General features: G+C 59.2%; 16 protein-coding genes. 10 read left to right on the top strand and 6 right to left on the bottom strand.

Translation table 11 applies throughout. The features are described 5' to 3' along the window. Positions 1 to 5: 5 nt before the first annotated feature. On the top strand, positions 6 to 3,893 hold the full coding sequence (gene entF / locus M8Q36_RS23835; RefSeq protein WP_249882610.1) for an enterobactin non-ribosomal peptide synthetase EntF: 3,888 nt from the start codon (positions 6 to 8) through the stop codon (positions 3,891 to 3,893). A 140-nt stretch (positions 3,894 to 4,033) separates the two neighbouring features. Here entF and fepC read toward each other — a convergent pair whose 3' ends face one another. Genes fepC through fepD form a run of 3 tightly spaced genes read right to left on the bottom strand, consistent with a single transcriptional unit; the run spans position 4,034 to position 6,824 of the window. Next, entirely contained in the window at positions 4,034 to 4,834 is an 801-nt protein-coding gene (gene fepC / locus M8Q36_RS23830; RefSeq protein ID WP_249882609.1) for an iron-enterobactin ABC transporter ATP-binding protein, read from the bottom strand. After that, on the bottom strand, positions 4,831 to 5,823 hold the full coding sequence (gene fepG, locus M8Q36_RS23825; RefSeq protein WP_249882608.1) for an iron-enterobactin ABC transporter permease: 993 nt from the start codon (positions 5,821 to 5,823) through the stop codon (positions 4,831 to 4,833). Before fepG ends, fepC begins: the two co-directional genes overlap by 4 nt. Then, complete coding sequence (gene fepD / locus M8Q36_RS23820; protein ID WP_249882607.1) at positions 5,820 to 6,824, bottom strand: Fe(3+)-siderophore ABC transporter permease; 1,005 nt, start codon at positions 6,822 to 6,824, stop codon at positions 5,820 to 5,822. Before fepD ends, fepG begins: the two co-directional genes overlap by 4 nt. Before the next feature lie 112 nt (positions 6,825 to 6,936). On the opposite strand from fepD, the gene entS reads away from it, so the two are divergent. Further along, positions 6,937 to 8,178 carry an enterobactin transporter EntS gene (gene entS, locus M8Q36_RS23815; RefSeq protein ID WP_249882606.1) on the top strand — a complete coding sequence of 414 codons (1,242 nt, stop codon included), beginning with the start codon at positions 6,937 to 6,939 and terminating at the stop codon, positions 8,176 to 8,178. Here the strand turns inward: entS and fepB are convergent, their stop codons facing one another. Beyond that, complete coding sequence (gene fepB, locus M8Q36_RS23810; protein ID WP_249882605.1) at positions 8,179 to 9,138, bottom strand: Fe2+-enterobactin ABC transporter substrate-binding protein; 960 nt, start codon at positions 9,136 to 9,138, stop codon at positions 8,179 to 8,181. It abuts the gene before it with no gap. Between the two features lie 186 nt (positions 9,139 to 9,324). Here fepB and entC point away from each other — a divergent pair, with 186 nt between their 5' ends. The 7 genes from entC to M8Q36_RS23775 all read left to right on the top strand — a co-directional run bounded on the left by entC (position 9,325) and on the right by M8Q36_RS23775 (position 16,643). Beyond that, positions 9,325 to 10,500, top strand: coding sequence for an isochorismate synthase EntC (entC, locus tag M8Q36_RS23805; protein WP_249882604.1), 1,176 nt, complete (start codon positions 9,325 to 9,327; stop codon positions 10,498 to 10,500). Positions 10,501 to 10,509: 9 nt separating this feature from the next. Next, the gene (gene entE, locus M8Q36_RS23800; RefSeq protein ID WP_249882603.1) at positions 10,510 to 12,120 is read left to right on the top strand and encodes a (2,3-dihydroxybenzoyl)adenylate synthase EntE; all 1,611 of its coding nucleotides are present in this window, start codon (positions 10,510 to 10,512) and stop codon (positions 12,118 to 12,120) included. Positions 12,121 to 12,130: 10 nt separating this feature from the next. Next, on the top strand, positions 12,131 to 12,982 hold the full coding sequence (locus M8Q36_RS23795; protein ID WP_249882602.1) for an isochorismatase: 852 nt from the start codon (positions 12,131 to 12,133) through the stop codon (positions 12,980 to 12,982). Next, the gene (entA, locus tag M8Q36_RS23790; RefSeq protein WP_249882601.1) at positions 12,982 to 13,737 is read left to right on the top strand and encodes a 2,3-dihydro-2,3-dihydroxybenzoate dehydrogenase EntA; all 756 of its coding nucleotides are present in this window, start codon (positions 12,982 to 12,984) and stop codon (positions 13,735 to 13,737) included. Before M8Q36_RS23795 ends, entA begins: the two co-directional genes overlap by 1 nt. Next, positions 13,738 to 14,151 (top strand): proofreading thioesterase EntH, encoded by a 414-nt coding sequence (gene entH / locus M8Q36_RS23785; RefSeq protein ID WP_249882600.1) that lies wholly within the window; start codon positions 13,738 to 13,740, stop codon positions 14,149 to 14,151. A gap of 168 nt (positions 14,152 to 14,319) precedes the next feature. Further along, entirely contained in the window at positions 14,320 to 16,425 is a 2,106-nt protein-coding gene (gene cstA / locus M8Q36_RS23780; protein WP_249882599.1) for a pyruvate/proton symporter CstA, read from the top strand. Between the two features lie 20 nt (positions 16,426 to 16,445). Beyond that, positions 16,446 to 16,643, top strand: a complete 198-nt coding sequence (locus M8Q36_RS23775) for a YbdD/YjiX family protein (protein WP_017455812.1) — start codon at positions 16,446 to 16,448, stop codon at positions 16,641 to 16,643. A gap of 118 nt (positions 16,644 to 16,761) precedes the next feature. Here M8Q36_RS23775 and M8Q36_RS23770 read toward each other — a convergent pair whose 3' ends face one another. Next, a complete protein-coding gene (locus M8Q36_RS23770) occupies positions 16,762 to 17,505 on the bottom strand; it encodes an SDR family NAD(P)-dependent oxidoreductase (protein ID WP_249882598.1) in 744 nt (247 codons plus the stop codon). Between the two features lie 110 nt (positions 17,506 to 17,615). Between M8Q36_RS23770 and M8Q36_RS23765 the strand changes: the two genes are divergently transcribed. Then, positions 17,616 to 18,206, top strand: a complete 591-nt coding sequence (locus tag M8Q36_RS23765; RefSeq protein WP_020456942.1) for a TetR/AcrR family transcriptional regulator — start codon at positions 17,616 to 17,618, stop codon at positions 18,204 to 18,206. A 28-nt stretch (positions 18,207 to 18,234) separates the two neighbouring features. Here the strand turns inward: M8Q36_RS23765 and M8Q36_RS23760 are convergent, their stop codons facing one another. Then, entirely contained in the window at positions 18,235 to 20,265 is a 2,031-nt protein-coding gene (locus M8Q36_RS23760) for a choline transporter (RefSeq protein ID WP_160270978.1), read from the bottom strand. Positions 20,266 to 20,422 lie beyond the last annotated feature (157 nt).

The following is a 20,422-nucleotide window of genomic DNA, read 5'->3' as shown; positions in this document are numbered from 1 at the left end:
GGAAAATGACCCAACGTTTACCGCTGGTCGCCGCACAGCCGGGGATCTGGATGGCGGAAAAACTCTCCACGTTGCCCAACGCCTGGAGCGTGGCGCACTATGTCGAACTGAAAGGTGATATTGACGCCGCGCTGCTGGCACAAGCGATTGCCAGCGGTTTGTCGCAGGCCGATACACTGCGTATGCGCTTTGAGGAAGAAAACGGCGAGGTGTGGCAGTGGGTCGACGAGGCACCTGTTTTTGCCCTGCCGGAAATCGTCGATCTGCGTGATAGCCGCGAACCGCACGCTACTGCATTACAGATAATGCAGGCCGACCTGGCGCAAAACCTGCGCGTGGAGAGCGGCAATCCGCTGGTTTGCCACCAATTGTTACGCGTGGGCGAGCAGCACTGGTACTGGTATCAGCGTTATCACCATTTACTGGTTGATGGCTTCAGTTTTCCGGCCATTACCCGCCAGATTGCTGCCATTTATAGCGCATGGCGGCGCGGTGAGGCAACACCGACATCGCCCTTTACGCCGTTTGCCGGGGTGGTGGAAGAGTACCAGCGCTACCGTGAAAGCGATGCCTGGCAGCGCGACCGCGCTTTTTGGGCACAGCAGCGCAGCGCGTTGCCCTCGCCGGTTTCGCTTTCCGATACGCCATTGCCGGGGCGTGCGGCAACAACCGATATTTTACGCCTCAACGTGGCGATGGATGCCGGGGCATTTCGCCGCGTAACCCAGGCTTTTAGCCACAATTCACCCGCCGATCTGGCGCTGGCGCTGGCCGCACTGTGGCTTGGTCGGCTGTGCGGACGCACCGATTATACCGCCGGGTTTATCTTTATGCGCCGCATGGGTTCGGCGGCGTTAACCGCCACCGGGCCGGTACTCAACGTGCTGCCGCTGGGCATTCATCTGGATGGCACCCAAACGCTCTCCGCGCTGGCAACGACGCTTGCAGGCAGCCTGAAAGCGATGCGTCGTCACCAGCGTTATGACGCCGAGCAAATTGTGCGCGACGCCGGACGTGCGGCGGGTGATGAGCCGCTGTTCGGCCCGGTGTTTAACGTCAAAATGTTTGATTACCTGCTGGATGTTGACGGCATTAAAGGCACCACGCACACGCTGGCGACCGGGCCAGTCAACGATCTGGAAATCGCCCTGTTCCCGCACGAAGAGGGCGGGTTGTCGCTGGAAGTGCTGGCGAACCGCAGCCGTTATGATGAATCCACCTTAAAAACGCACGTCGGGCGGCTGGCGCATCTGCTCACGCAGTTTGCCGAAAATCCACATCTGCGCTGCGGCGATGCTGAGTTGCTCTTATCGCCCGAAGCACAGCGGCTGGCAGACATTAACGATACCGGCAAGGCGCTGCCGACTACCACCTTAAGCGCGTTGGTTGCCGCGCAGGCAGCGAAAACGCCGGATGCACCCGCGCTGGCGGATGCGCAGTGGCAATTTAGCTACCGCGAAATGCGCGAGCAGGTTGTGGCGCTGGCGCACCAGCTTCGCCAGTTTGGCGTACAGCCCGGTGACAGCGTGGCGGTGGCACTGCCGCGCTCAGTGTTCCTGACGCTGGCGCTACACGGCATTGTCGAAGCGGGTGCCGCCTGGCTGCCGCTGGATACCGGTTACCCGGATGAGCGGCTGAAAATGATGCTCGAAGATGCCAAACCGCGATTGCTGATCACCGCGCAGAACCAACTGGCGCGCTTTGCCGATATTCCCGCGCTTCGCCATTTCTGCTTCGAAGCTCCGCTGGAAACCCACGGCAGCGACGCGCTCAATCTGGCACGTGCGGAGCATACCGCGTACATCATCTTCACTTCAGGCTCCACCGGGCGACCAAAAGGGGTGATGGTCGGGCAAACCGCCATCGTCAACCGACTGCTGTGGATGCAAGAGAGTTATCCGCTCACCGCGCAGGATGTGGTGGCGCAGAAAACGCCGTGCAGTTTTGACGTGTCGGTGTGGGAGTTCTGGTGGCCGTTTATCGCCGGGGCAAAGTTGGTAATGGCAGAACCGGAAGCACATCGCGATCCACAAGCGTTGCAGGACTTCTTTACCCATTACGGCGTGACCACCACGCACTTTGTGCCGTCGATGTTGGCCGCGTTTGTCGCCTCGCTCACACCGGAAAGCGCGCAGCGCAGTTGCCGCACGCTAAAACAGGTGTTCTGCAGTGGCGAAGCGCTGCCTGCCGATCTCTGTCGCGAGTGGCAGCAGCTGACCGGCGCGCCGCTGCATAATTTATACGGCCCGACGGAAGCGGCTGTCGACGTAAGCTGGTATCCGGCACATGGTGACGCGCTGGCGGGTGTGCGCGGCAACAGCGTGCCGATTGGTTTTCCGGTATGGAACACCGGGCTGCGCATTCTGGACGCAATGATGCGCCCGGTACCGCCGGGCGTGACGGGCGATCTCTATCTCACCGGCATCCAGTTGGCGCAGGGCTATCTTGGCCGCCCGGATCTCACCGCCAGCCGTTTTATCGCCGATCCCTTTGCCGCAGGCGAACGGATGTATCGCACCGGCGATGTTGCGCGCTGGCTGGAAAATGGCGCGGTTGAATACCTCGGGCGCAGCGATGACCAGTTGAAAATTCGCGGTCAGCGCATTGAGTTAGGCGAAATTGATCGTGCCATGCTGGCGCTGCCAGACGTGGCTCAGGCGGTGGCACATGCCTGTGTCTTCAATCAGGCTGCTACCAGCGGCGGCGATGCGCGCCAGTTAGTCGGTTATGTGGTTTCAGCCTCCGGGCAGCCGCTGGATGCGACGGTGCTACTGGCGCAACTGCGTGAGCAATTGCCGCCGCATATGGTGCCGGTGTTGCTGGTGCAACTGGACGTGCTGCCGCTGAGCGCCAACGGTAAGCTCGACAGAAAAGCGTTGCCGCTGCCGGAACTGGCGGTGCAGCCGGGTGGCCGCCCGCTCAACGCCGGTATGGAAACGCTGATCGCGCAGGCATTTTCCGGTTTGCTCGGGTGCGAAGTGAACGACGCGCAGGCGGATTTCTTCGCGCTCGGCGGGCATTCGTTGCTGGCAATGCGGCTGGCGGCGCAACTGAGCCGCGAGTGCGAACGACAGGTTACGCCCGGACAAATCATGGTGGCTTCCACGGTAGAAAAACTCGCCGCGTCGCTCGAACAAACGCTTTCGGCGGAACAGACCGGGCGGCTTGGGCTGGAAACGTTGCTGCCTCTGCGCGAGAGCGACGGTCCAACCCTGTTTTGCTTCCATCCGGCGTCCGGTTTTGCCTGGCAGTTTAGCGTGCTCGCCCGTCACCTTGCGCCGCGCTGGTCGATCATCGGTATTCAGTCACCACGACCGGATGGGCCGTTGCAACAGGCCGCCACGTTAGATGAGGCTTGTGAGCAACATCTGGCGACGCTGCTGGCGCAGCAGCCGCACGGGCCATATTACCTGTTGGGGTATTCGCTCGGTGGAACGCTGGCACAGGGCATCGCTGCGCGTCTGCGGCAGCGGGGTGAGGCCGTGGCGTTCCTCGGGCTGCTCGATACCTGGCCGCCGGAAACGCAAAACTGGGCCGAGAAAGAGGCGAACGGCCTGGATCCAGAAGTGCTGGCAGAGATTGACCGTGAGCGGCAGGCGTTTCTCGCCGCGCAGCAGGGGCAAGCCTCCGGTGAGCTGTTCTCCGTTATCGAGGGCAACTATGTCGATGCGGTTCGCTTGCTGACCACCGCCCACAGCCTGCCATTTGACGGGAAAGCCACGCTGTTTGTCGCCGAACGCACGTTACCCGCAGGCACCGATCCGCACACCGCCTGGGCACCGTGGGTTCGCGAACTGGAGGTTTACCGTCAGGATTGCGCTCACGTGGAGATTATCTCGCCGCAGGCGTTTGAGCGTATTGGCCCGGTGCTAAGGGAAGTGTTGGGAGAATAGGTGTCTCAGCGTTTATAAGGGGCGCGCACGCCCCTTTATCCTGTTTTGCGCGGAGAACCGCTGAAACCAGAAAATAGCGGGTGAACGGAACAAAATCGTCGCCATAATAAATATCGGGTAAACACCACCCCGCAATGCATTTACCTGCCGCTACGCCCGAGCGGCACCACCAGCGGGGTATGGGCGATGGGATCGTCAATGATCATGCAGCGCATGCCATACACCGCCTCAATCAGATCTGCGGTCACAATCTCTTTTGGCGCGCCCTGCGCCACGATTTTACCGTCGCGCAGCGCAATCAGATGGGTGGCGTAGCGGCAAGCCTGATTCAAATCATGTAGCACCGCCGCCAGCGTATAGCCCTGTTCGCGGTTCAGCTCACTTAACAGTTCCAGCAAGTCGATTTGATAGCTGATATCCAGCCAGGTTGTTGGCTCATCAAGCAGCATGATCGCCGTCTCTTGCGCCAGCACCATAGCAATCCATGCCCGCTGACGCTGCCCGCCAGAGAGCGTATCGACACTCTGCGTAGCCAGGCTTTCCACCCCGGTGGCCCGCATCGCGCGTTGCACGGCGTCGTCATCCTTTTTGCGCCAGCGGGTGAACAGCGGCTGGTGTGGATAGCGCCCGCGAGCGACCAGTTCCTGCACGGTGATATCGCCGGGCGTGGTGGCGTTTTGCGCAAGCAACCCTATGCGGCGTGCCACCTCTTTGCTGGCATAGCGCTGGATCTGCTCGCCATCAAGATAAACATGGCCCTGCGCGGGCGTTATCAGGCGGCTCAGCGTGCGCAGTAAGGTGGATTTCCCGCAGCCGTTAGGGCCGATAATGGCGGTGAAATGGCCGTCGGGGATCGCCACGCTTAAGCGTTCGGCAACCACTTTTTTGCCGTAGCCAAGGGTAAGCGTTTCGCCGCGCAAACGGGCAGATGAATCGGTCATTTCTTACGAGACTCCTGAATTAACAAGGCGATAAGGTAAATACCGCCGAGGCTGACGGTCACCACGCCGACCGGCAACTGGTAAGGCGTAAAACCTCGCTGGGCAATCATGTCTGCCAACAACAACAACACCGCGCCGCACAGTGCGGACTGGGTTAACCCCCAGCGCGCAGTGGCGCTAACCCGACGGGCGATATGCGGCGCGACCAGCGCAATAAACGAAATCGGCCCCGCCAGCGCGGTTGCGGCGGCGGTGAGTGCGACGGCTACCAGCATGAGCATCAGGCGTGAACGTTCTATGCTAACGCCAAGCGCGCAGGCGCTGTCATCGCCCATTTCCAGCAGCCGCATCCGGCGTGCCAGCAGCGCGGCAAAAAGAAACATCACCAGCATGATCGGTGCGGAAGGGACGGTTTTCGCCCAGGTCAGGCCATTGAGCGACCCGGCGTTCCACAGCCCGGCGGAGAGCGCGGTTTCCAGCGAGGCATGCAGCAACAGCCAGGTATTAAACGCCACCAGCATTGCGCGCACGCCAATACCGACGATGATCAAGCGGAATGTCTCAATGCCGTTACGCCAGGCCAGTAGCCAGACCACCAGCGAAGTGAGCATACCGCCGACCATCGCCGCCAGTGCGATAGCGGCCAGATGCTGGCCAAACAGCACCATCGCTACCAGCACGCCGCTCCACGCGCCGGTGTTAAAGCCCATCACATCCGGGCTGCCGAGTGGGTTACGCATCAGCGACTGGAAAATCGCGCCGCTCACGCCAAGCGCAGCGCCCACCAGTAGCGCCATCAGCACGCGCGGCAAGCGCCACTCCATCACCACCAGTTGCATGGCACGCGGCGCGTCGCCGGTGAGCACGTCAAGCACCTGTGAAAACGCCAGCGTCACCGAACCGCTGCGTAAACCCCAGGTAGCTAAAAGCAACGCGGCAATAACCATGAGCAAGCAACTGCCGAGCAGGCGGCGGGAGGGCGCCATCATAAGCCGCCTCCGCGCGCGCGGCGCACCAGCACAATCAACACCGGCGCGCCGATAAAGGCACTGACCACGGAAACCCGCAGTTCGCCCGGCACCAGCAGGCGACCAATGATATCGGCAAACAACAGCAGGGCTGGGGTGGCAATCAACGTGACCGGCAGCGACCAGCGGTGATCCGCGCCCACCAGCCAGCGCGCCATGTGTGGCATCATCAGGCCGATAAAGGCAATCGGGCCGACAACCGCCGTCGCGCTGCCGCACAGCACCGTGATCACCACTAAACCGAGCAACTGCGTGCGCGCCACACGGCTGCCCAGCGCCGTGGCGGTGTCGCTGCCGAGGCTCAGGCTATTAAGCGCGCGGCTCAGCATCAATGCCATGAGCGCAGCCAGCAGCACCGGGATCAGAACAATTTTTAGCGTTTGCAGGGTGCGGATATCGAGCGAACCGGCCTGCCAGAAGCGCAACTGGTCATAAACGTCGGCGTTAAGCAATGAAATACCGCTGGATAATCCTTCCAGCACCGCCGCCAGCGCCACGCCCGCCAGCGTCAGGCGAACCGGGCTGAGTTGCCCACCACCCTGGCTGCCGGTAAAAGCGACCAGCAGCGACGCCGCCAGCGCGCCGCAAAAGGCAAGCAGTAGTTGTTCGACGGGCGTGACCGCGCCCAGTAGCGCCGCGCCGAGCACAATGGCGAAGCTGGCACCGGCGTTAACGCCGAGCAAGCCAGGATCAGCGAGCGGATTTCGCGTGAGGGTTTGCATTAACGCACCGGCAATGCCCAGCGCACCGCCCGCGAGTAAACCTGCCAGCGTACGCGGCAAGCGGGCATCGTTGATGATGGTGCAGTCCGCGCTCTGGCAGACGCCAGTCAGGGCGTCAATGACGACCGAAGCGGGCAGAGGTTTTGCGCCAACAAACAGGCTGAGTGCAACGGCGACAGCCAACAATATCAATAACCCGGCGAGGGCAACGGGGCGCGCCGGGAAAGCAGAACACGACATAAAACGTCCCAAATTTGATAATGATATTAATTATCGTTATCGATCTTGTTTTGATATGTTACCATGCGCAGCCTGCGAATGGACATAGAAAGTGTGTATTTAAGGCATTGGAATGAAGCAACAATCCTGGCTGTTGAACCTGAGTCTGCTGCGTACGCATCCGGCTTTTCGCGCGGTATTTCTGGCGCGTTTTATCTCAATTCTCTCGCTGGGCTTGTTGGGCGTAGCGGTGCCGGTACAAATCCAGACGATGACCCACTCCAGCTGGCAAGTTGGCCTTGCCGTTACGCTGACCGGTAGCGCCATGTTCGTCGGTCTGATGTGTGGCGGGGTTCTGGCGGATCGATTTGAGCGCAAAAAACTGATTCTGCTGGCGCGTTCCACCTGCGGCGTCGGTTTTATCGGCCTGTATCTGAATGCGTTGTTGCCGGAGCCTTCGCTGCTGGCAATTTATCTGCTCGGTTTGTGGGATGGTTTTTTCGGCGCGCTGGGCGTAACGGCGCTGCTGGCGGCGACACCGGCGCTGGTCGGGCGTGAAAACCTGATGCATGCTGGCGCCATTACCATGCTGACGGTGCGGCTGGGTTCCGTTATTTCGCCAATGTGCGGCGGTTTGCTGCTGGCGACCGGCGGCGTGGCGTGGAACTACGGGCTGGCGGCGGCAGGCACGTTTATCACCTTGTTGCCATTACTGAGCCTGCCTGCATTACCACCACCGCCACAACCGCGCGAGCACCCGCTGAAATCGCTCCTTACCGCCCTGCAATTTTTACTGCATAACCCGTTGATTGGCGGCATCGCGCTACTTGGCGGGCTATTGACGATGGCAAGCGCGGTGCGCGTACTCTACCCGGCGCTGGCGATAAGCTGGAATATGTCGGCGGCCGAAATTGGCTTGCTGTATGCCGCGCTGCCGCTCGGTGCGGCCATTGGCGCGTTAACCAGCGGCAAACTGGCGCACAGCGAACGCCCCGGCGTGATTATGCTGCTGGCGTCCGTTGGCGCGTTTATCGCCATCGGTTTATTCAGCCTGATGCCCGTCTGGGCGCTGGGCGTGCTGTTTCTGGCGCTGTGCGGCTGGCTGACGGCGGTGAGTTCGCTGCTGCAATACACGCTGCTGCAAACGCAAACTCCGGAAGCGATGCTCGGGCGAATTAACGGCTTATGGACGGCGCAAAACGTCACGGGCGACGCCATTGGCGCGGCGCTGCTTGGCGCGATGGCGTCGATGATGACGCCGGTTTCGTCGGCGAGCATCAGCGGTTTTGTGCTGGCGATAGTGGGTGTGTTGCTGGTGATGGCGCTCGGCGAGCTGCGGCGTTTTCGCCAGGTGCAGCCCGCCGCGGAAGCCTGATTAACCAAACAGCGCCGACAAGCGTTGCAACACGCGGGTGGCGCTGTAGTAATCAAGGCGGAACGTTTCCGCACCCAGCGCGTACACGCGGTGGTTTTGCACCGCGGGCAGGTGCGCCAGTAATGAGTTCTGGCCGAGTGCATCCGCGTCTTTCTGGTCGCTGGCAAACAGGAACAGCGCTTCGCCATTCAGCCCGGCGGCCAGGTTCTCTCCGCCCAATTGAACGATGTCATGACGTTTCCCCTGGCTCTGGCTGGTGTGCAGATTCGCCGGTAACGGCGCGAGGGTAAAGCCCAGTTGCTGCATCAATTTTCCCTGCGCGGACTCTTCAGTCCATAGATTCGCGCCGTGCGCCGCCGGGGTATAAACCAGCGCGGTGACCGGCTGAGGTGGCAGTTTCATGCGGGCTTTAACGTCAGCAAGCTGTTGATTGAACTGGCTGATACGCGCCGCTGCCTCTTTTTCGTGACCGGTGATTTCGCCAAGCTGCGTTAACAGCGCCTGCCAGCTTTTGTCGTCGTAGTTGATGATAAGCGTCGGAGCGATGGTCGATAGCTGATCATACAGCGGCAACGCGGAGTCGCCGCCGGTGGCGCTGATCAGGATTAAATCCGGCATCTGCGCGGCAACGGCTTCAGCGTTGGCTTCACCGATGTAGAGACGCGCGACATTGCGCTGTTTGGCGATATCGCCCCACTGGCGCAGAAAGCCCTGTTCGTCGGCGAAACGGTTATTTAGCGTGGTTGCGCCGCTGGCGATAACCGGCGCGTCAATCGCCAGTAGCGAACCGGTGAGCGTCACGCTGGTGGAAACAATGCGCAACGGCTTGCTGGTAAGGGCGTGTGCTCCGTGGCTGTCGGTTATCTGGCGAGGCCAGTCGGCGGCGGTGGCTGAGGTTAGTCCTAAAACAAAAAAGCTCAAAAACACTAAGGGCTTACGGCTCCATAAAGAGAATCTCACAATGCGTATCCTGTTTTTGTTGAGGTTAATGCTTCTCATTTTCATCGTTGGATGAAGCAGATGCAAGCATTAGCGCTGCGGGCGACGAATCTGCTGTTGACAGAGCGGGGCATAACTTTTTATCTTACTGCGACAAAACACAAATGATAATCATTATTAGTTCATTTATCATTGTTGGAGAATGATATGGATACGTCCCTGGCTGAGGAAACCCGGCAGTCTGTGAATACGCTGGCCGCAGATCAGTTTTTCTTTATGTCGCCGTACCGCAGTTTCACAACTTCCGGGTGCGTGGCGCGTTTCTGCGAGCCTGCCGTGGGCGGCGATGCGCCTGACAGCGCTTTCCAGCAAAAGCTGGCGCAAGCCTTTGCCGATGCGAAAGCGCAGGGCATTACCCGCCCGGTGATGGTAGGGGCGATCCCGTTCGATACCACGCAGCCGTCTGCGCTGTTTATCCCGCACACCTGGCAAACTTTCTCCCGCCCGGAGAAACAGCGATCCGCGCGCTATTTTACAAGTGGCGCGATGCCGAACGTCACGGCGCAGCAGGCGATCCCGCCGCAGGAGACGTTTATGCAGATGGTGGCGAACGCCGCCGCCCGCACCGCCACGCCGGAAGTCGACAAAGTGGTACTCTCGCGTCTGATTGAGTTAACCACCGACAGCCGTATCGACAGCGGAGTGCTGTTAGAACGCCTGATCGCCCAGAACCCGGCCAGTTTCAACTTCCACGTTCCGTTGCCGGATGGCGGCGTGCTGTTGGGCGCAAGCCCGGAATTGTTGCTGCGTAAAGAGCAGGAGCACTTCAGTTCTCTGCCGTTAGCCGGTTCCGCTCGCCGTCAGCCGGACGACATTCTTGACCGCGAAGCGGGCAACAAGCTGCTGGCTTCGGAAAAAGACCGGCACGAACACGAACTGGTGACGCAGGCGATGAAAAACGTGCTGCAACCGCGCAGCCAAACCCTGACATTGCCGGAATCACCGCAACTGGTCACTACCCCCACTTTATGGCACCTGGCCACGCCGATCACCGGCACCGCATTAGCCGGGGAGAACGCGCTGACGCTGGCCTGCCTGCTGCACCCGACGCCCGCGCTGAGCGGCTTCCCGCACCAGGTAGCGAAACAGGTGATTGCCGAGCTGGAGCCCTTCAACCGTGAGCTGTTTGGCGGCATCGTTGGCTGGTGCGACGCCGAGGGTAACGGCGAGTGGGTGGTCACTATTCGCTGCGCGCGGCTTCACGATAACCGCGTTCGTCTGTTCGCCGGTGCCGGGATTGTTCCGGCCTCTTCGCCGCTTTCCGAGTGGCGCGAAACCGGCGTCAAGCTGACCACCATGCTGAACGCATTTGGTTTGCACTGAGGATCAACCATGACCATTCCTTTTACCCGCTGGCCGCACGAGTTTGCAGATCGTTACCGTGAAAAGGGCTACTGGCAGGATTTACCACTGACCGATATTTTGGCCCGCCACGCGCGCAGTGACGCCACGGCGGTGATCGAGGGCGAACGCCGCTTGAGCTACCGCCAGCTCAACGCTGCCGGAGACAATTTGGCCTCGGCGTTACAGGCGCAGGGCATCAAGCGCGGGGAAACCGCGCTGGTGCAACTGGGCAACGTCAGCGAGTTCTACATTGTTTTCTTCGCGCTGCTGAAAATCGGCGTGGTGCCAGTCAACGCGCTGTTCAGCCATCAGCGCAGCGAATTGAACGCGTATGCCGCGCAAATCGCGCCGGCGCTGCTGATTGCCGATCGCGCGCATACGCTATTTGAGAATGACCATTTCCTCACCGCGTTTGTTGCACAGCACCCGTCGGTGCGCACTGTGCTGCTGCGCGGTGACAGTGGCGAGCAGGCGCTGGAAAACGCCATTGCCCGCCCGGCAGATAATTTTATCGCCACGCCAACGCCCGCCGATGAAGTGGCGTTTTTCCAGCTTTCTGGCGGCAGCACCGGCACGCCAAAACTTATCCCGCGCACGCACAATGATTACTACTACAGCATTGTGCGCAGTAACGAGATCTGCGGATTTAACGCGCAAACCCGTTACCTCTGCGCGCTGCCGGCGGCGCACAACTACCCATTGAGTTCACCCGGCGCGCTTGGCGTTTTCCACGCCGAAGGCTGCGTGGTGCTGGCTGCCGATCCGAGTGCCACGCTCTGCTTCCCGCTGATTGAAAAACACCAGATTAACGTTACCGCGCTGGTGCCGCCGGCGGTAAGCCTGTGGTTACAGGCGATTGCCGAGTGGGGCAGCAATGCGCAACTCGCCTCGCTGCGGCTGTTGCAGGTCGGTGGCGCGCGGTTATCGGCAACGCTTGCGGCGCGTATTCCTGCGGAGATCGGCTGCCAGTTGCAGCAGGTATTTGGCATGGCGGAAGGGCTGGTGAACTACACCCGTCTGGACGATCCCTTTGATCGCATTATCAACACGCAAGGCCGCCCGATGTGCCCGGATGATGAAGTGTGGGTGGCGGATGAAAACGGCAATCTGTTGCCGCCAGGCCATGTTGGCCGCCTGATGACGCGCGGCCCGTACACCTTTCGCGGCTACTTTAACAGCCCGGAACACAATGCCAGCGCCTTTGATGAAAACGGTTTTTACTGCTCCGGCGATCTGATTTCGGTAGACGAGCAGGGCTATATCACCGTGCAGGGGCGCGAAAAAGATCAGATCAACCGCGGCGGCGAGAAGATTGCCGCCGAGGAGATCGAAAACCTGCTGCTGCGCCATGAGTCGGTGATCCACGCTGCGCTGGTCAGCATGGAAGACAGCCTGCTGGGCGAAAAAAGCTGCGCTTACCTGGTGGTGAAAACGCCGCTGCGCGCGGTAGCTGTCCGCCGCTTTCTGCGCGAGCAGGGCGTTGCCGAGTTCAAACTGCCGGATCGCGTGGAGTGCGTGGACGCGCTGCCGCTGACGCCGGTGGGTAAGGTCGATAAAAAACAGTTACGCCAGTGGTTAGCGCAACGCGCACCGGCGTAAAGGAGAGAAGATGGCGATTCCAAAACTACAGGGCTACGCGCTGCCTGGCGCGGCCGATATCCCGCAAAACAAAGTGAGCTGGCCGTTTGAGCCGGAACGTGCGGCGCTGCTGATCCATGATATGCAGGATTACTTTGTTAACTTCTGGGGCGAAAACTGCCCGATGATGCAGCAAGTGGTGGCTAACATCGCCGCACTGCGCGATTTCTGCAAGCAAAGCAACATTCCGGTGTACTACACCGCGCAGCCGAAAGAGCAGAACGATGAAGACCGCGCGCTGCTCAACGATATGTGGGGGCCAGGCTTAACCCGCTCGCCGGAGCAGCAAAAAATTGTTGCACAACTTGCGCCGGATGAGGCCGACACCGTGCTGGTGAAGTGGCGTTACAGCGCGTTTCACCGCTCGCCGCTGGAGCAGATGCTCAAAGAGACCGGCCGTAACCAGTTACTCATCACCGGGGTGTATTCACACATTGGCTGCATGACCACCGCCACCGATGCGTTTATGCGCGATATCAAACCGTTTATGGTCGCCGACGCGCTGGCAGATTTCAGCCGCGAAGAGCATTTGATGTCGCTTAATTATGTCGCCGGGCGTGCTGGTCGCGTGGTGATGACACAAGAATTACTGCCTGTGCCGGGCAGCAAAGCGGCATTACGCGCGCTGATCCTGCCGCTGCTAGATGAGTCCGACGAACCATTAGATGACGAGAATCTCATCGACTACGGCCTTGATTCCGTGCGCATGATGGCGCTCGCCGCGCGCTGGCGCAAAATACATGGCGATATCGACTTTGTGATGCTGGCGAAAAACCCGACCATTGACGCCTGGTGGACGCTGCTTTCCCGCGAGGTGAAATAATGGCCAGCCTGGATTTTACCGGCAAAGTTGTCTGGGTGACCGGGGCCGGTAAAGGTATCGGTTATGCCACGGCGAAGGCGTTTGTCGAGGCGGGCGCACACGTGACTGGTTTCGATCTGGCTTTTGGCGGCACGGATTACCCTTTCTCCTGCGAAGTGCTGGACGTTGCCGACGCCGGACAAGTGCAGGCAGTTTGCCAGCGCGTGCTGGCGCAACGCAAACGACTGGACGTGCTGGTGAACGCCGCCGGGGTTTTACATATGGGCGCCACCGACGAACTGACAGCGCAAGCCTGGCAAAACACCTTCGCCATTAACGTTGGCGGCGCGTTTAACCTGTTTCAGCAGACGATGGCGCAATTTCGCCGTCAGCAGAGCGGGGCGATTGTCACCGTCGCCTCCGACGCGGCGCACACACCGCGTATCGGCATGAGCGCCTATGGCGCATCGAAAGCGGCGCTCAAAAGCCTGGCGCTCACCGTCGGTCTTGAGCTGGCGGCAAGCCATGTGCGCTGCAACATTGTCTCACCGGGATCGACCGACACCGACATGCAGCGTTTACTTTGGGTGAGCGATGGCGCCGAACAGCAGCGTATTCGCGGTTTTGGCGAGCAGTTCAAGCTCGGTATCCCGCTGGGGAAAATCGCCCGTCCGCAGGAAGTGGCGAACACCATTTTGTTCCTCGCTTCCGATCTGGCAAGCCATATCACATTGCAGGATATCGTGGTGGATGGCGGCTCGACGCTGGGGGCGTAGATGATCTGGAAACGTCATTTAACCCTTGATGAACTGAACGCGACAAGCGCCAACACGCTGGTGGCGCATCTCGCGATTACTTACACCCGCATCGGTGATGATTTCCTTGAAGCGGAAATGCCGGTAGACAGCCGCACGCATCAACCGTTTGGTCTGCTGCACGGTGGTGCCTCGGCGGCGCTGGCGGAAACGCTGGGATCGATGGCGGGCTATCTGATGACCCGCGAGGGTCAATGCGTGGTGGGCACGGAATTAAACGCCACCCATCACCGCCCGGTTTCGCAGGGTAAAGTGCGCGGCGTTTGCCAGCCGCTGCATCTTGGTCGGCAGAACCAGAGCTGGGAAATTGTGGTGTTTGACGAACAAGGCCGACGCTGCTGCACCTGTCGTCTCAGCACGGCGGTGCTGGGGTAGTTTCGCCCTCTCCGTAGCGGGAGAGGGTGCAATCTTGCGATCCCGGTAACACAATCAGGTAAATGCCTGGTGGCAGGGCAAATTTCCCATGTTTCAAAGTTGTTAAAACCCGCGAGTTGATATAGATACAAAATGTAACATCTCTCTGTCTCTCAACGGATACCCGCTATGAACAACTCAGGGAAATACCTTATTTGGGGCGTGCTGTCGCTGGTTGGCGCATTTGCCCTCGGCTATATCGCGCTTAATCGTGGCGAACAGATCAACGCGCTGTGGATCGTGGTGGCCGCGGTCTGTATCTACCTTATCGCTTACCGTTTTTACGGCCTGTATATCGCTAAAAATGTGCTACAGGTTGACCCGACGCGCATGACGCCGGCGGTGCGCTACAACGATGGTCTTGATTACGTGCCGACAGACAAAAAAGTGCTGTTCGGTCACCATTTTGCGGCGATTGCCGGCGCAGGCCCGCTGGTGGGGCCGGTGCTGGCTGCGCAAATGGGGTATTTGCCGGGCATGATCTGGATCCTCGCAGGCGTAGTGCTGGCCGGTGCGGTGCAGGATTTCATGGTGCTGTTTATCTCCACCCGTCGGGACGGGCGTTCGCTCGGTGAGATGGTGAAAGCGGAGATGGGGCCGACCGTTGGCGTGATTGCGCTGGTGGCGACCTTTATGATCATGGTGATTATCCTTGCGGTGCTGGCGATGATTGTCGTCAAAGCGCTGACCCACAGCCCGTGGGGAACCTATACCGTCGCCTTTACCATTCCGCTGGCGATTTTTATGGGTATCTACATTCGCTATCTGCGCCCCGGGCGGATTGGCGAAGTGTCGGTGATTGGCCTGGTACTGCTGGTGTTCGCCATTATTTCTGGCGGCTGGGTGGCGGCAAACCCGGCGATTGCACCGTACTTTGATTTCACCGGCGTGCAGTTGACGTGGATGCTGGTGGGCTACGGGTTTGTCGCCTCAGTGCTGCCGGTGTGGCTGCTGCTGGCGCCGCGTGATTACCTTTCTACTTTCCTGAAAATCGGCACCATTATCGGCCTGGCGATTGGCATTCTGATCATGCGCCCGACGCTGACCATGCCTGCGCTGACCAAGTTTGTTGATGGGACTGGCCCGGTGTGGACCGGTAACCTGTTTCCGTTCTTGTTTATTACCATTGCCTGTGGCGCGGTTTCCGGCTTCCATGCGCTGATTTCCTCCGGCACCACGCCGAAAATGCTCGCCAGCGAAGGGCAGGCTTGTTTTATCGGTTACGGCGGCATGCTGATGGAGTCGTTCGTGGCGATCATGGCGCTGGTGTCCGCGTGCATTATCGACCCAGGTGTCTACTTCGCAATGAACAGCCCGATGGCGGTATTAGCGCCTGCCGGCACCACCGATGTGGTGGCCTCAGCGGCGCAAGTAGTGAGCGGTTGGGGCTTTAGTATCACCCCGGATGCGCTCAGGCAGATTGCCAGCGAAGTGGGCGAGCAGTCGATCATTTCCCGCGCGGGCGGCGCACCGACGCTGGCAGTGGGCATGGCTTATATCCTGCACGGCGCGCTCGGCGGCCTGATGGATGTCTCGTTCTGGTATCACTTCGCCATTCTGTTTGAGGCGCTGTTTATTCTGACAGCAGTGGATGCCGGGACACGCGCGGCGCGCTTTATGTTGCAGGATCTGCTGGGCGTGATTTCACCGAACCTCAAACGCACGGAATCGCTGCCCGCGAACCTGCTGGCGACCGGGCTGTGCGTGCTGGCGTGGGGCTACTTCCTGCACCAGGGCGTGGTTGATCCGCTCGGCGGTATTAACACCCTGTGGCCGCTGTTTGGCATCGCCAACCAGATGCTGGCGGGCATGGCGCTGATGCTCTGTGCGGTGGTGCTGTTCAAGATGAAACGCCAGCGTTATGCGTGGGTGGCACTGCTGCCAACCGCCTGGCTGCTGGTTTGTACGCTCACCGCAGGCTGGCAAAAAGCCTTTAGCCCGGATGCGAAAGTCGGCTTCCTGGCCATCGCCAATAAGTTCCAGGCGATGATCGACAGCGGCAATATTCCGGCGCAGTATACCCAGTCTCAACTGGCGCAACTGGTGTTTAACAACCGTCTCGATGCTGGCTTGACCATCTTCTTTATGGTCGTGGTGGTGGTACTGGCGTTCTACTCGCTGAAAACCGCGTTGGCGGCGCTGAAAGACGATAAAGCGACGGCGAACGAGACGCCGTACCAGGAAATGACGGGCGACGTTGAGCAGATTGTCGGTCAGGCAAAAAGTGTGCATTAATCGCGTAACGCGGAGGGATTATGTTCGATACGCTTTCAAAAGCCGGGAAGTATTTAGGCCAGGCGGCGAAAATGATGATTGGCGTTCCGGATTACGACAACTATGTCGAGCATATGCGCGTGACGCACCCGGAGCAGACACCGATGACCTATGAGGAGTTTTTCCGCGAGCGCCAGGATGCGCGCTACGGCGGGAAAGGCGGCGCACGCTGTTGTTAATACGCGTCTTGCTTAAAAAGCGGCGCATATGCGCCGCTTTTCTTTATCTACAGAAAACCCCCAGCCAGGCTGGTGCTTCCGGAAGCTTTCAGCTTTAAGCCAGTTATTTACGCCGCGATCAGGCGTTGGTGCCGCCATCAACAACAATATCCGCACCGGTAATCTGCTTCGCCGCCGGGCTGGCGAGGAAAGCGACCGCTTCGGCGATATCCTGCGCTTCACCATAATGCCCGAGCGCAATCATACGACGCTGCTCTTCCGCGCCTTCGCCGTCCGCCGGGTTCATATCGCTGTCCGTTGAACCGGGTTTCACCATATTGACGGTGATCCCGCGTGGGCCCAAATCCCGCGCCAGCCCGCGTGTTAATGAGTTCAGCGCGGATTTGGTCATCGAATAAATGGCGATATCTTTAAACGGCACGCGATCGGAAAGGCAACTGCCGATATTGATAATGCGCCCGCCGTCCGGCAGATGGGCAATCGCCGCCTGCGTTGAATAGACCACGCCGCGAATATTCACGTCGATCATCGCATCGATATCCTCCTGCGACATCGCTTCTAACTGGCCGCCGCGCGCGATGCCGGCGTTATTAACCAGAATATCCAGCCCGCCGAGTTGCTGCACGGTTTGATCCACGGCGGCGCGGGCAGCTTGTGGTTCGGCGCTGTTGGCCTGGATCGCCACGGCGTTACGCCCCAGCGCGCGGATCGCGTCCACAACGGCTTGTGCTTTATCGGCGGATTTCTCCCAGGTAATGGCGACGTCCGCTCCTTCCCGCGCCAGCGTTAAGGCGATGGCTTTTCCCAGACCGCGGCTCGCGCCGGTGACCAGCGCGCGTTTTCCTGCAAGTGAATGTGACATGGTGGCTCCTGAATTATGTGTCGATTGATACATAATTAAAATAAACAGGCTTCCATACATTCGTCAATCTTATTAATATACCGATCAGCACAAAATGCGAGGAGGCGAAAGTGAGCCGGGGAAGACCACGGGAATTTGACCGTACCGAGGCGCTGAATAACGCGATGAAACTCTTCTGGCAGAAGGGGTACACCGCGACATCCATGAACGATCTGTATGAGGCGATGGGCATTAAATCGCCCAGCTTGTATGCGGCGTTCGGTAGCAAAGAAGATCTCTACGATGAGGTGTTGCAGCACTACGAACAGTGCGTTGCGCCAGCGATCTGGGGCGATATGGCAAGCGAGCCATCGCCGAAAAAAGCCATTGCGGCGTGGCTGGAGCGATCGGCTGAGGTGTTAACCCGCTGCGATTTGCCGCATGGCTGCATGGTGACGCTGTCCGCGGTTGCCAGCGAAGGGCATGAACGGTTGGGCGAGCGGGTTCGTCAGTTGCGTAATGGCGGCGTTGCGCAGCTAAAAGCGCGCCTGAGCGAGGCGCAGCAGCGCGGCGAGTTACCTGAGACCACCGATATCGATGCGCTGACCCGGTTGTATGTCAGCATTCAGCAGGGGATGTCGATTCAGGCGCGCGATGGCGCGAGCCGGGAAACGCTACTCGGCGTCGCGCGTATGGCAATGGGATTGTGGCCTGCGCCGTAAAAACAGGCCACCGAAGTGGCCCGTTGCGTTATGGCTGAGGGAAAACAATATTATTGCCCGGCGCTTCGCGGTGCAGATGGATAAAGTTCAGGTGGCGCTCGTACTGATCCAGGATGTCGATGATCACCTGCTCTTTGTTGTAGTCCATTAAATCATTGCCCTGGCTGCCCTCCAGCAGGAAGGTTTCCAGCCGGAAGTAGTGCGATTTGCCGCTGCGTGCGCGGTAGGTAAAGCCCGGTACGGAGTATTGCTGCGGCCACACCTGGTAGACAAAATCCTGCTCCTCACCGAGGTGGACGCGCAGATCCAGGTAGCCCAGCGGCTGGCCTTCTTCCGGCGCGACATTTTCAAGCGATACCCGTCCGCCGCGCAGTTCCAGCTCTTTTGCCACATCCTGCATTGCCGGGTAAATCACTGTTTCCATCATCTGCCGGGTGTAATGCGTGCCCGGATAATTCATCAGCCGCGAGAGGCGTTTTTTCCAGCTCAGGCGATCGTTGCTCGCCGGAATATAAGGTGCGGTTTCGCGGCTGGCGCTGGCACGGCGGTGATCTTCCACCTTCAGCGATTTATACAGCCCGGCCATAATAAAGAAGATCACAAAACTGAACGGCAAGCCCATGATCACCGTGGTATTTTGCAGCGCGGAAATACCGTTGGTCATTAGCATGCCCATGGTCAGCACGCCGATGGCGACCGACCAGAAAATCCGCAGCCAGTTCGGCGCATCGCTATTGATATCTTTCAGCTTCGAGGTGAAATTGCCCAGCACCAGCGAGCCGGAATCCGCCGAGGTGACATAAAACAGCAGGCCGGTAATGGTGGCGACAGAAGCGCTGAGTTTAAACGCCGGGTACTGCGCCAGCAGGCTGTAGAATCCGCGTTCGGCATGGGCGATCACCTCCTGGGCGAAACCGGCATCGCCGTGGATAATTTCATACAGCGCGGCGTTACCAAACACCGACAACCACAGCAGGGTGAAGGTGAACGGAATGATCAGCGTGCCGAGCACGAACTCGCGAATGGTGCGCCCGCGGGAAATACGTGCGAGGAACAGCCCGACAAACGGCGACCAGGCGACCCACCAGGCCCAGAAGAAGAGCGTCCAGCTGTTCATCCACTGTGTCGGGCGATCAAACGCAAAGGTATTGAGCGTCATGCCCATAAAGCGGTTGATGTAATCGCCGACGTTGAGCACCAGCGCGTTGAGCAGGAAATCGGTCTTGCCCATAAACAGCACGAACAGGATCAGCCCGAGCGCCAGCGCCACGTTCAGTTCCGAAAGGATGCGAATGCCTTTATCCACCCCGGAGGTGACCGAAATGGTAGCGATCACCACCGACAGCACAATCAGCGCCATCTGCGCGGTCAGCCCTTCCGGCACGTCGAACAGCACTTTCAGCCCGTAATTAAGCTGCACCACGCCAATACCGAGCGTAGTGGCAATACCAAAAATGGTGCCGATCACCGCGGCAATATCCACCGTGTGACCAATCGGGCCGTTAATGCGTTTACCGAAAATAGGATACAGCGCAGAACGAATAGTGAGCGGCAGGTTATAGCGATAGCTGAAGTAGCCCAGCGCAATGCCCATCAGCGCATACATCGACCAGCCGGTTAAGCCGTAGTGGAACAGTGTCCACACCATCGCCTGACGCGCGGCTTCCATCGTCTGGCCTGCGCCTTCCGGGGGCTGCATATACTGCGTGACCGGCTCCGCGACGGAGAAAAACATCAAATCGATACCGATCCCGGCGGCAAACAGCATCGCCGACCAGCTCAGCAAACTGAACTCCGGCTTGGACTGCTCCGGCCCAAGTTTAATCGCCCCGTAGCGCGAGCAGGCCATATAGATAACAAAGACGATATACAGCGTTGCGGCCAGCATGTAATACCAGCCAAAGGTGGATGACACCCAGTTAACGGTGGTCTGAATCCAGGCTGCGGCTAAATCGCTGTACAAAATGGTGACCAGTGAAAATGTCAGAATCAGTCCGGCAGAGGTGTAAAACACCACGGGATTGATTCTGTCTTTTTCACTGGCAGGTGGATTAATCATCGGTTACCTCTGGTTAATTTCCTGTAATTTTTCAAAAGATTAACGCCAAACATCGGTTGTTTTATCGCGTTTGCTCCTCTCTGTTCTCACGGTTTGCGTCGCCGTATTTAGCTTATACATTCCCGCTTCGTTTATTTAACAATTGAAGCACAATATC

This window comes from Kosakonia sp. R1.Fl, from assembly GCF_023516815.1.
Classification (GTDB): domain Bacteria; phylum Pseudomonadota; class Gammaproteobacteria; order Enterobacterales; family Enterobacteriaceae; genus Kosakonia.
This window is presented reverse-complemented; position numbering and strand designations above follow the sequence as displayed.